10 protein-coding genes are annotated in these 11,940 nt (G+C 74.9%); 5 read left to right on the forward strand and 5 right to left on the reverse strand.

Annotated features, from left to right (window positions below; genetic code table 11):
- Positions 1-60: 60 nt before the first annotated feature.
- The gene (locus ACWCWD_RS13110) at positions 61-606 is read left to right on the forward strand and encodes a helix-turn-helix domain-containing protein (RefSeq protein WP_386889039.1); all 546 of its coding nucleotides are present in this window, start codon (positions 61-63) and stop codon (positions 604-606) included.
- A gap of 28 nt (positions 607-634) precedes the next feature.
- Here ACWCWD_RS13110 and ACWCWD_RS13115 read toward each other — a convergent pair whose 3' ends face one another.
- The gene (locus ACWCWD_RS13115; RefSeq protein ID WP_450772525.1) at positions 635-1,834 is read right to left on the reverse strand and encodes a TDT family transporter; all 1,200 of its coding nucleotides are present in this window, start codon (positions 1,832-1,834) and stop codon (positions 635-637) included.
- Positions 1,835-1,904: 70 nt separating this feature from the next.
- On the opposite strand from ACWCWD_RS13115, the gene ACWCWD_RS13120 reads away from it, so the two are divergent.
- Positions 1,905-2,840: a LysR family transcriptional regulator gene (locus ACWCWD_RS13120; RefSeq protein WP_450772526.1), complete on the forward strand. Its 936-nt coding sequence runs from the start codon at positions 1,905-1,907 to the stop codon at positions 2,838-2,840.
- 54 nt (positions 2,841-2,894) lie between these two features.
- Positions 2,895-4,268, forward strand: coding sequence for a phospholipase D-like domain-containing protein (locus ACWCWD_RS13125; protein ID WP_450772527.1), 1,374 nt, complete (start codon positions 2,895-2,897; stop codon positions 4,266-4,268).
- 96 nt (positions 4,269-4,364) lie between these two features.
- Here the strand turns inward: ACWCWD_RS13125 and eutC are convergent, their stop codons facing one another.
- From eutC to ACWCWD_RS13140, 3 genes are read right to left on the reverse strand one after another with little or no spacing between them, the layout of a single operon-like run.
- Positions 4,365-5,189, reverse strand: coding sequence for an ethanolamine ammonia-lyase subunit EutC (eutC, locus tag ACWCWD_RS13130; protein ID WP_450772529.1), 825 nt, complete (start codon positions 5,187-5,189; stop codon positions 4,365-4,367).
- The gene (locus ACWCWD_RS13135) at positions 5,186-6,583 is read right to left on the reverse strand and encodes an ethanolamine ammonia-lyase subunit EutB (protein ID WP_327174806.1); all 1,398 of its coding nucleotides are present in this window, start codon (positions 6,581-6,583) and stop codon (positions 5,186-5,188) included. Before ACWCWD_RS13135 ends, eutC begins: the two co-directional genes overlap by 4 nt.
- Positions 6,584-6,642: 59 nt before the next feature.
- Positions 6,643-7,845, reverse strand: coding sequence for an amino acid deaminase/aldolase (locus ACWCWD_RS13140; RefSeq protein WP_450772531.1), 1,203 nt, complete (start codon positions 7,843-7,845; stop codon positions 6,643-6,645).
- Between the two features lie 521 nt (positions 7,846-8,366).
- On the opposite strand from ACWCWD_RS13140, the gene ACWCWD_RS13145 reads away from it, so the two are divergent.
- Both ACWCWD_RS13145 and mycP read left to right on the forward strand, forming a co-directional pair.
- A complete protein-coding gene (locus ACWCWD_RS13145; protein ID WP_450772532.1) occupies positions 8,367-9,683 on the forward strand; it encodes a hypothetical protein in 1,317 nt (438 codons plus the stop codon).
- Positions 9,680-10,915, forward strand: a complete 1,236-nt coding sequence (gene mycP / locus ACWCWD_RS13150) for a type VII secretion-associated serine protease mycosin (RefSeq protein WP_450772534.1) — start codon at positions 9,680-9,682, stop codon at positions 10,913-10,915. The genes ACWCWD_RS13145 and mycP overlap by 4 nt, the downstream gene beginning before the upstream one ends.
- 28 nt (positions 10,916-10,943) lie before the next feature.
- On the opposite strand, the gene ACWCWD_RS13155 is transcribed toward mycP, so the two are convergent.
- Positions 10,944-11,891 (reverse strand): serine hydrolase, encoded by a 948-nt coding sequence (locus ACWCWD_RS13155; protein ID WP_450772536.1) that lies wholly within the window; start codon positions 11,889-11,891, stop codon positions 10,944-10,946.
- Positions 11,892-11,940: the final 49 nt, after the last annotated feature.

The raw sequence follows: 11,940 nt of genomic DNA on the forward strand, positions 1-11,940 counted from the left end.
GTGCGTAAGGTGCTGGCAGCCGGGAGGATGGCCGGACGGGAGGGAGCCGACATGGGCGAGATGGACGAGAAGGAAGCACTGCGGGTGGGCTCCGCCGTGCGCCGACGCCGAAGAACCCTGGGGCTCACGCTGGCCGCCGTGGCCGCGCGCAGCGGCCTCTCGGTGCCCTTCCTGAGCCAGATCGAGAACGAGCGCGCCCGGCCCAGCGCCCAGTCGCTCACCCGGGTCGCCGAAGCGCTGGAGACCACCACCGCCAAGCTCCGCGAGGCCGCCGACTCGGCGCGCGCCGTGGACGTGGTGCGCGGCGGCGACGAGGACGGCGCCCGCCGGGTGGTGCGCGGCCGCCACCAGCTCAGCGCCCTGGAGTTCATCGGGGAGCAGGACCTCGGCCGCGAGTTCCAGCACCGCAACGACGAGCTGATGTACGTCGTCGAGGGCGCCGTCGACGTCGAGGCCGAAGGCCAGGCCTACCGCCTCGACCGCGGCGACACGCTCTTCCTCTCCGGCGGGGTCCGCCACCGCTGGCGCGCCACCCTCCCCGGCACCCGGCTGCTGGTCGTCGCGGTGGCCGAGCACATCGACGCCACGTACGACTCCCGCCGCTGAGGGCTCCGGGACGCTACGGCCCGGGGGTTCAGGCCGTCGCGACGGCGGACGGGCGCACCGGTGCCGGCGGCGCGAGCAGCGTGCCCCCGAGCAGCCCCCGTACGGTACGGGTCCCGGCCACCGCCCACGCGGCCACCAGGCAGACGAACAGCGCCTCGGCCAGCCAGCCGAAGGCGTGCAGCCCGGTGTGGCGGGCCAGCCCCGCCGCCCCGGTGACGCAGGTGCCGATCGGGAAGGTGAAGCCCCACCACGTCATCGCGAAGCCCATCCCGGCCCGCAGGGCGCGCACGGTCAGGGCGGTCGAGAGGGCCAGCCAGAGCAGGGCGAACCCCATGACGGGCACCCCGTAGAGCACCGCCAGCGCCCCGAGCCCGGTCGCGTACGGGGCGCCGATCGCCCCCGGCGCGACGTCGGCCAGCTGGTTCACGGCGGTGGTCGACTGGCCGAGCGGCCCCAGCACCAGGAAGAGCGTCGGCGTCAGCGCGAGGGGCAGCGGCCCGTGGTGCAGCAGCCGAGCGAGAACGAGGGGCAGCACGGCGAGGGTCGCCAGCACCGTCAGCCCGAACATCGCGTAGCAGCCGAGGAGCAGAGCCTCACGCCCCTGGCCCGCCGGGAGCCTGCTGATCAGGAGCGGGCCGAGCGAGGCGGAGACCAGGGGCGGGACCAGCGGCAGCAGCCACGCGGGGGCGGCGCTGCCGACCTCGATGCGGTGGCGCACCACCATCAGGTACGGCACGGTCACCGCGACGGCCAGCCCCAGCAGCGAGCCCGCCGAGTACAGCACCACGTCCACCACCAGCGCGGCCCGCTCGCCCACCACCGGCGTACCGGCCACCATCGTGGCCCCGCCGACCGAGAGCAGCGCCATCGGCAGACAGCCGAGGAACGGGGCGACCGCCGGGTCCAGCAGATGGGCCCTGGCCTGGTCCCGGTGGTGGCGCCAGTGCCCGGCCCGGGCGGCGAGCACGGCCACCAGCAGGACGGCGGAGAGCGCCCAGACGACGGTGCAGGCGCCCCGCAGCCCGGGGACGTCCACCGGCAGCGCCTCACCCGCGCTCGCCAGAATCGCCGTGCCCATCACCGTCGCGTACCAGTTCGGACCGAAGGCGCGCAGCGCCGGCCGCTTCGGTGCGGCGGGAACCGGTGCGGCGGGAACCGCCGCGTCGGGAACTGCCGCGTCGGGACGTGTGATCGGCGGCCGGATCAGGGTCCGCTCATGGATGGCCATTACACGATTCTCGGCCGCGCACACCGGCCCCACCAGGCACTTCGTGTCTATGAGGTCATAAGCTGACGTTATGCCCCATGGTGCCGACGACCCCGCCCGCACACCCCTGTCCCACCGCGTCCCCGACCTCGGGGCGCTGGAACTGCTCCTCGCCGTCGCCCGCCTCGGCAGCCTGGGCCGCGCCGCCAGGGACCTCGGCATCAGCCAGCCCGCCGCCTCCAGCCGGATCCGCACGATGGAACGGCAGCTCGGCGTCGCCCTGCTGGACCGCTCGCCGCGCGGCTCCACGCTCACCGACGCGGGCGCCCTGGTCACCGACTGGGCCCGACGGATCGTCGAGGCCGCCGAGGCCTTCGACGCGGGTGCCCAGGCGCTACGGGACCGCCGGGACTCCCGGCTCCGGGTCGCGGCCAGCATGACGATCGCCGAGTACCTCCTGCCGGGCTGGCTGATCGCGCTGCGCGCCGAACGCCCCGGAACCGCCGTCTCGCTGCTGGCCGGAAACTCCGAACAGGTGGCCCGCCGGCTCCTCCTCGGCGAGGCCGACCTCGGATTCGTGGAAGGCCTCACCACCCCGGACGGGCTCGACGGCACGGTCGTCGCCCACGACCGCCTGGTGGTCGTCGTCGCCCCCGTCCACCCCTGGGCCCGCCGCCGTACCCTGCTGACCCCGCAGGAACTCGCCGCGACCCCGCTGATCCTCCGCGAGCGGGGATCGGGCACCCGCCAGGTCCTGGACGCCGCCCTCGCCGTCCACGGCGGACTGGCCCAGCCCCTGCTGGAGCTCTCCTCCACGACCGCCGTGAAGAGCGCCGCCGAGAGCGGCGCCGGGCCCTGCGTCCTGAGCGAGCTGGCCCTCGGCGAGGAGCTCTCCGCCCGCCGCCTCGTCCCCGTCCAGCTCACCGGCGTACGGCTCCGGCGCCAGCTGCGGGCGGTCTGGCCCACCGGACACCGCCCGGCCGGACCCGCCCGCGACCTGCTCTCGCTGACGGCGCGGGGAGCCTGAGGGCTTTCCGGTGGGTGCGCCACGGATCGCGGGCGTCTCTCCTAGGCTGCGCGCATGATCAAAAAGAGACTCATTCCCGCCCTCGCCATCGCGGGCCTGCTGGCGATGGCGGCTCCCTCCGCCTCGGCCGAGGCGACGACCTACGTGTCCACGGGCGCCATCTTCAACAACCCCAAGGGCCCGCAGGCCGAACAGAACGCGATCCTCGGACACATCGGTCGGCTCATCAACGGTGCGCTGCCCGGATCGACGATCAGGATATCGATGTACGCCTTCGGGTCCGGCTGGACGGCGGACCGGCTCGTCGAAGCCCATCACCGGGGCGTGAACGTACAGGTTCTCGTGGACGACGACACCATCAGCGAAGCCTGGATGGGACAGTCCGGCAAGACGGTCCGGGACAAGCTCGTCTCCGCCTTCGCCGAGACCCCGCCCGCCGGCACCACGTACGGCACCTCCTGGTTCCGGGTGTGCGAGTACAACAAGCCGTGCCTGGCGGACAGTTCGATCGGCGGCGTCAACCACAACAAGTTCTTCCTCTTCTCCCGCACGACCGGCAGCGGTTCGCCCACCACCGGGGTCCCGGTGGACAATGTCGTCGTCCAGTCCTCGGGCAACCTCACCGGACAGGACCTCAGCTCGCTCTGGAACGACGCGATGACCGTCGTGGACAACCAGGCCCTCTACACCGGCTACACGGCCTACTTCGACCGGCTGGCCCAGGCGCAGGCCGACAAGTCGCGGGTCAAGGACTACCCGGTCGACGTGGAGGCCGGGGTAGCCAAGGCGTACTTCTTCCCGCGCGCCTCGACGGACGTGGTCGTCAACATCCTGAACACGGTCGGCACCGGCGTGGACGGCGTGGCACCCAAGAACGGCGAGTACCCCGGGTGCTCGGGGAACAGCGCGGGGCACGGCACCGCCGACGGGCGCACGGTGATCCGGATCGCCAACGGCCAGATCTCCCGTCCGGCCGTGGCCCAGAAGCTCTGGGAGATGGCCGACGACGGCTGCTACATCGACGTGGTCTACGGCAAGCTCGCGGACTACGCGGCGGAAGGGGACCACCGGGAGACGGCGTACTGGCTGACCAGGTCGACCGAGCTCGGCAAGATCTCGCTGCACCGTCTGGACAACCAAGGACTGTCGGCTCCGGAGGCGGCCGACGGCACCACCGGAGGCACCGGCACCACCTCGCACACCAAGTACATGGTCATCGACGGTTCCTACAAGGCGAAGAAGGACCAGCGGATCGTCTTCACGGGCAGCCACACCTTCACGGGGATGGCCCTGACCGACAACGACGAGACGCTGCTGAAGTACGAGGACAAGAGCGCGGACGCCGACGTCTTCAACGCCTACGTGACGAACTTCCGTGCCCAGCGTGCCGCGGCGACGGCCGAGGCCGAGTACGGCGGCGTCCTGTAACGGCCCGGTGGCGGCGCGGCCTCCCGCCACCCTGCGGGCGGAATGCGACCGTCCTCCACGCGGGAGCACTCGTTCAGTCCGCGCGGGAGCACCCGTTCACCAGGGCGTCGGGGCATCCCCCGGGGGCAACGCGCCGGGCCCCGCGGGCTCCTCCCCGCTCAGCGCCACCCCCGAGAGCCCGAGCCGCTCCGCCCCCGCGACGAGCGAGGCGACCGTGCGCGCGGCCGCCCGGTAGCCGAGTCCGGCCGGCGGGTGGATGTTGGAGACGCAGTTGCGCTCCGCGTCCCGCCGCCCGGTCCGGGGCCCGTACGTCAGATACACCCCGAGGCTGTCGGCGGCGCTGAGCCCGGGGCGTTCACCGATCAGGACGAGCACCAGCCGGGCGCCGACCCGCTCGCCGATCTCGTCCCCGAGCGCCACCCGCGCCTGGGAGGCGAGGACCACCGGAACGGCCTCCCGGCCTGCGCCGGAGCCCCCGTCCCCGTCCCCGTTCCCGTCCTCGTCCCCGCCGAGCAGCGGCACCAGCGCCTCCAGCAGCGGCAGGGCGTGGAGCTGGACCGCCGTGGCGGAGAGCCCGTCCGCGATCACCACCAGCGTTCCGCCTCCGGGCAGCCCCGCCAGGCGCGGCCCGTCGTCCGGGTGCAGCCTCCGGCCCAGGTCGGGGCGGCGCAGATAGGCCGCCCTGTCCGGGGCGGCGCTGCGCACCTCGGCGACCGGATGGCCCGTCAGCCCCGTACGCAGGGCCTCGAAGTCCACCGCCCGGTGGACCGCGTCCCGCGCCAGGGCGTGCGCGGCCTGGAACTCCAGCAGATGGCGCAACGGCAGCGCGTGCCCCGTCCGCCCGAGCCCCACCCGGGCCGGGGTGTGCCGCCGCAGCGGCTCCCAGAGGTCCGCTCTCCCGCTCTCCTCCGGCCCGCTCACGCTTCCCCGATCATCGCGGCGAGACCGGCGGCCAGCGGGCTGTGCGCGACGGGCGCCACCGCCCGGCCCTCGGAGTCGTACATCCCCATCCGCTCCATCCACGCCTCGAACTCCGGCGCCGGACGCAGCCCCAGCACGGACCGTACGTACAGCGCGTCGTGGAACGAGGTCGACTGGTAGTTCAGCATCACGTCGTCGGAGCCCGGGACCCCCATCACGAAGGTGCAGCCCGCCACCCCGAGCAGCGTCAGCAGGCTGTCCATGTCGTCCTGGTCGGCCTCGGCGTGGTTGGTGTAACAGACGTCGACGCCCATCGGCAGACCGAGCAGCTTGCCGCAGAAGTGGTCCTCCAGGCCCGCCCGGATGATCTGCTTGCCGTCGTAGAGGTACTCCGGGCCGATGAACCCGACCACCGTGTTGACCAGCAGCGGGCGGAACCGCCGGGCCACGGCGTAGGCGCGGGCCTCCAGCGTCTGCTGGTCGACGCCGTGGTGCGCGTCCGCGGAGAGCGCGCTGCCCTGGCCGGTCTCGAAGTACATGACGTTGTCGCCGAGTTCGCCCCGCCCCAGCGAGAGCCCCGCGTCGTGGGCCTCCGCGAGCAGGGCCAGATCGATGCCGAAGGCGCGGTTGGCGGCCTCGGTCCCGGCGACGGACTGGAAGACCAGATCGACCGGTGCGCCCCGCTCGATCGCCCGGAGCGTACGGGTGACATGGGTGAGCACACAGGTCTGCGTCGGGATCGCGTACCGCTGCCGGATCTCGTCCGTCAGCCGCAGCAGATCCGTCACCGAGGCCAGGGAGTCGGACGCCGGGTTGATGCCGATGACCGCGTCCCCGCAGCCGTACAGCAGCCCGTCGAGCACGGAGGCCGCGACGCCCCGGGGATCGTCCGTCGGATGGTTGGGCTGGAGGCGCACCGAGAGCCGCCCCGGCAGCCCGATCGTGTTCCGGAACCGGGTGACCACCGTGCACGCGCGGGCCACCTGGACCAGGTCCTGGTTGCGCATCAGCTTGCTCACCGCGGCGGCCATCTCCGGGGTGAGCCCCGGCGCCAGCGCCGCGAGCGCGGCGGGCGTCGCCCGGTAGGAGAGCAGCCAGTCGCGGAACTCGCCGACCGTCAGCCCGGCGACGGGGGCGAACGCGCCGGCGTCGTGGGTGTCGACGATCAGCCGGGTGACCTCGTCGTCCTCGTAGGGCACCACCGGGTCTTCGAGGAAGGCCCGCAGCTCCACTTCGGCCAGCGCGATCCGGGCCGCCGTACGCTCCGCGTCGCTCCGCGCGGCGACCCCCGCCAGCTCGTCCCCCGAACGTGCCGGACCGGCCCGCCCGAGCAGCTCCCGCAACCCGTCGAACCGGAAACCGGCCACCCCGACGGAGGCCGTGTACTGGGGCATGGCCGCACTCCTTCACCCGGCAGGCTGGGACCCCGAGCCTGCCACACGGCGGACCGTCCTCAGAGGAAGGTCCGCCCCTCACCCCGGTACGTCGGCACGGTGGCCGTGATCCGGTCGCCCTCGATCAGCTGCAACGCGTCGAACCGCTCGCACAGTTCGCCCGCCTTCGCGTGCCGGAACCACACCTTGTCGCCGATCAGCAGATCGTCGGCGGCCGACCCCAGCAGCGGTGTCTGGACCTCGCCGGGCCCCTCCTGCGGGTCGTAACGCAGCCCTTGGGGGAGGTACGGGACGGGGAGCCGGTCCGGGCCCGCCGCGCCGGACGCCGGATAGCCGCCGCCGAGCACCGTCACCACACCCACCCCGGGCCTGCGCACGACGGGCTGCGCGAAGAGCGCCGCCGGACGCCCGGTGAACGACGTGTAGTTGTCGAAGAGGCGGGGGAGGTACAGCCCCGATCCGGCCGCGATCTCCGTCACCGCGGACTCCGCCGCGGTGTGCTGCACGCTGCCGGTACCGCCCCCGTTGACGAACTCCAGGTCCGGCACCACCGCGCGCACCGCACGCACCACCTCGGCCCGGCGCACCACCAGCTCCCGGCGGGCTGTCGCCTGCATCAGCCGGACCGCACGGGACCGCAGCGGGCGCCCGGAGACCGCGTCCCCGACCCCCGCGATGTGCCCCTCGTACGCCATCAGGCCCACCAGGCGGAAACCCGGCCGCCGGGCCACCGACCTTGCCAGCTCGGCGAGTTGGGCCGGGGAGCGCAGCGGGGACCGGAGTGCGCCGATCCTGACCCGGCCGCCCAGCAGGCGCAGCGAGGTGTCCAGCTCCAGCGCGACCCGGATCTCCTCCGTGCCGCCCGCGCGTGACGCGTCGATCAGCTCCAGCTGCGCCGGGTCGTCCACCATCACCGTCACCGAGGCGGCGAGCTTCGGATCGGCGGCCAGTTCGGCGTAGGCGGAGCGGTCGGCGGACGGGTAGGCGAGCAGTACGTCGTCGAAGCCCGCCCGGGCCAGCCAGAGCGACTCCGCCAGGGTGAAGGACATGATCCCCGCGAACCCCGGCCGGGCGAGCACCCGTTCCAGCAGGGCCCGGCAGCGGACGGACTTGCTCGCCACCCGGATCGGCTTCCCGGCGGTGCGGGCGACCAGGTCGTCCGCGTTGGCGTCGAACGCCTCCAGGTCGACCACCGCGAGCGGTGCGTCGAGATGGGCTGTGGCCCGGTCGTAACGGGCCCGGTCGGTGGCGCGCACAGTCATGTCGGCAGCTTGCCAGAGAGGCGTACCCATCGGTAAGGGCCCGCGAGGAATCGCTGTTCCCCGTCCCCGCGCCCGGCCGGACCCGGCGCGGGGGCACCGGCCGGGGAACGAACCGCGCGGATGCGACGCCCCGGCCGACCCGTTCCCCGCGGCCCGCCCGCAGCCCGTAGAGTGACCGGCACGCGGCGACCAACGGGCTTGCCCGGGTGCGTGTTCCGCGAGCGGTACGCGAGGTGAACCAGGGGGACGGGATGAGTACCGAGGCGCAGCACGCTCCCGTGCCGCCCCGCCCACCGGCCCCGCCCGGCACCACTGCGCCCCCGGCCCCGCCCGGCACCACTGCACCCCCGGCCCCGCCCGGCACCACTGCACCCCCGGCCCCGCCGGGCGCCACCACGCCCCCGGCCCCGTCCGGCGCCACCACGCCCCCGGCTCCCGGAGCTCCCACGCCGGCCCCGGGAGTCGCCGCAGCTCCGGCCGGTCCCGTCGGCCCCGTTGGTCCCGCCGGCCCTGAGCCCGCTGTGCCTGCCGCGCCCCCCGTCGCCCCGTCCGTTCCGCCCGCCCCGCCCGCCGTACCCGCCGTACCTCCCGCCCAGGCGCCCGCGCGGCCCGGCGTACCCCCGTCGCAGGGCCCCGCGCCCGGCGCCTCCTCCGGCCGGCCGCCGTCCGGCGCCGGGCAGATCCCCTCCGAGACCACCCGGCGCCTGCGCCCGGGGGCCCCTGCCGCGCGGCCCCCCGTACCGCCGTCCGTCCCCGCGCCGACGTCGTCCGAGACCACCACCCGGCTGCGGCCCGTCCCGCCCGCCCCCGCCCGCCCCGCACCCCAGGTCCCCGGCGCCCGGCCCCCGGTCACGCCCGCCCGGCCGCCCGCCGCCCAGCCGCCCGTGCCGCCGCCCGCCGCCCGGCGCAGGCCCGTCGGTGCGGTGGACCTCACCCCGCCGCCCGGCGCCCCGCCCGGCCCGCCACCGGCCCCGTACGCGATGCGGCACCCCAGCACGTACCCCGTACCGCCGCGCTACGGCTTCCCCGAGACGCCGATGGAACGGACCACCCGGCTGCGGCCGATCAGGCCGGAGCCCCGCCAGCGGGCCAGGACCGTCGCCGCGGCCGCCTGCGTCGTGCTCGGCATCGGCCTGATCGGCGGGGCCGCAGCCGGGGCGTGGCTCACCGACGACGCCTCCGCCTCGTCCGGCGGGAACACCTCCTGGTCCACCGCCCGCAGCGGCTGGCACAGCCTCCCCGTCGACACGCTCTTCCCCCGCACCCTCCAGGGCAAGGGCGCCGGACCGGGCGGAGCCGACCGGGTGTGGACCCGGCTCGGGGTGGCCGCCGACGGCGACTGCGCGGAGGCCCTCGACCCGCTGCTGGTACGCGCCCTCGGGCCGGTCGGCTGCGTACGCGTGGTCCGCGCCACCTACACCGACGCGACGCGCAGCACGGTCACCACCGTCGGCATGGTCTTCACCGAGGCGGACGACACCGCGATGCGGGCGCTCGCCACCCGGTTCGCCGGCCAGAAGCTCGGCGAGCGCAAGGACCTGATGCCCCGTACGTACCCCGTGCCGGGGACCGCCGCCGAGGGGTTCGGGGCCGCCCAGCGTGCCGCCTGGACGACGCACGTACTCACGGAGCTGCCCGTCCTCGTCTACGCGGTCTCCGGGTTCGCGGACGGACGGGCCGTCGCCGATCCGCAGCCCGCCGCCCGCGCCATGGCCCGGGGCGCCACCACCGCCGTCGCCGAGGCGGGTCTCGGCAACGACGCCGAGGGCGTCGCCGACCGGGTGGAACGCGCCCTGCGTACGACGGTCGCCGACCTGACGGAGAAGAAGCCGCGATGAGGACCCGATTCCCCGCCGTACCCGGCACCGCCCGTGTCACCGCCGCCACCGGGCACGCGCGGGCCGCGCGTGCCCTCGTCGCGGCCTCGGCCGCCGGGCTGCTCGCGCTGCTGCCCGCCACCCCCGCGCGGGCCGACGCCATCCGCGACCAGCAGTGGGCCCTCGCCTCCCTCCACACCGACCAGGCCTGGCGGACCACCAAGGGCCGGGGCATCACCGTCGCGGTGCTCGACACCGGCGTCGACGACAGCCACCCCGACCTCGCCGGCGGAGTACTCCCCGGCAAGGACCTCATCGGCTTCGGCGCGGGACCCGGCGACAAGGCGTGGGCCCTGCACGGCACCGCCATGGCCGGCATCATCGCCGGGCACGGCAACGGCCCCGGCCAGAGCGACGGCGTGCTCGGCGTCGCACCCGAGGCGAAGATCCTGCCGGTCCGGGTGATCCTGGAATCCACCGACGCCGCCCGGTCGAAGGCGCGTACGTCCCGGGGCACCGCCCTCGCCGACGGCATCCGCTGGGCCGCCGACCACGGCGCCGACGTCATCAACCTCTCGCTGGGCGACGACAGCAAGTCCGCCCACGCGGACGCCTCCGAGGACAACGCCATCCAGTACGCCCTCGCCAAGGGCGTCTCCGTCGTCGCCTCGGCGGGCAACAGCGGCGAGAAGGGGGACAGCACCTCCTACCCGGCGGCCTACCCCGGCGTCATCGCCGTCGCCGCCGTCGACAAGTACGGCACCCACGCCTCGTTCTCCACCCGGCACTGGTACGCCACCGTCAGCGCGCCCGGCGTCGACATCGTCGTCGCCAACCCGGACCGGCACTACTACATCGAGTGGGGAACCTCGGCCGCCGCGGCCTTCGTGTCCGGAGCCGTCGCCCTGGTCCGCGCCGCACACCCCGATCTCACCCCGGCCCAGATCAAGACGCTCCTCGCGAAGACGGCCCGCGACGCCCCGGCAGGCGGCCGGGACGACACCCACGGCTACGGCATCGTCGATCCGTCGGCCGCCATCGCGGCGGGCGGGGACACCGCACGGGCGGACAGCAAGGCCGCCGCGGCCGGTTACGGCAAGAAGTACTTCGGCTCCGGACCCGACCCCGCGGCCGACGGCGGCGGACCGGCCGCCTGGACCGCCCCGGCCGCCGGGGTCGCGGGAGTCCTGTTCCTGGCCGCCGCCGTGGTGCTGTGGCGCGGCAGGAACCGCCCGGCCTCCCCCTTCGGCTGACCCGCAGCCCTCTCGGCCCGCCGCGTCGTCAGCCGGCCGCCGCGAGCGCCCCCACCGCGGCCTTCGCCGCCGCCTCGACCAGGGTGATGCCCGCCTGCTGGGTGGCGTGCCCGTCGCTGAGCACGGCCACCAGATACGTCCTGCCGCCCGACTCGACCCGCCCCACGCTGTTGATGTCCCACAGCCCGGTGGTGGTCCGGGGCATCCAGCCGTTCTTCAGGAGCGCGTCGCCGCCCGCCGCGGACACGCCCCACCGCTGGTCCGCCTCCACCTGGCCCATCAGCTCCTGGACGTAGGCCCGCGAGTCCGCCGACAGCGGGGAGTCCGCGGTGCCGCCGGACGGGGCGAAGACCGCCTCCAGCAGCCGCACCTGGTCGGCCGCGGTGGTCTGGCTCAGCCCCCACGCGTGGGAGGCGGTGGTACCGGTCAGCCCCAGCCGTTCGTTCGCCGCGTCGAGTGCGCTCTCGCCGCCGACCACCTGGAGCAGCCGCGTCGCGGAGGCGTTGTCACTGTTCTCGATCATGGTGGCCGCCGAGGCGCGCTCGCTCGCGGTCAGCTCCCGGCCCTCGTCCTGCGCGGTCAGCAGCAGCGCGGCCAGGATGTCCACCTTCACGATGCTCGCCGTGTCGAAGGTCTGCCCGGCGGTGCTCTCGTACCCGCCGCTCGCCCCGCTCCCCGTGTCGAGGACGGCGACCGACAGCCGCGTGTCACCGGTCACCGGCCGGACGGCCGCCGCCACCAGCGCGTCGTAATCCACCGCAAGCTCCTCACTCGTCTCGCTCGACGCCGCGGAGGGCGTGCCGCCCCCGGGCGAGGCGGCCCGCGACGAGGCCGAGGCCACCGAGGCCACAGGCTCGGCCGAGCCGTCGGCCGAGTGGCTCGTCAGGTACGCGCCACCGGCCGCCGTACCGGCCAGCACGACCAACGCCGTCACCGAGGCGGACATCACTGACCTGCGTATTCTCCGTCGGGGCATGGCCGCACGCTAGGAACCGCAACTGAGAGGAGCCTGTGGCGAACCTGTC

This window comes from Streptomyces sp. NPDC001493 (assembly GCF_053597235.1).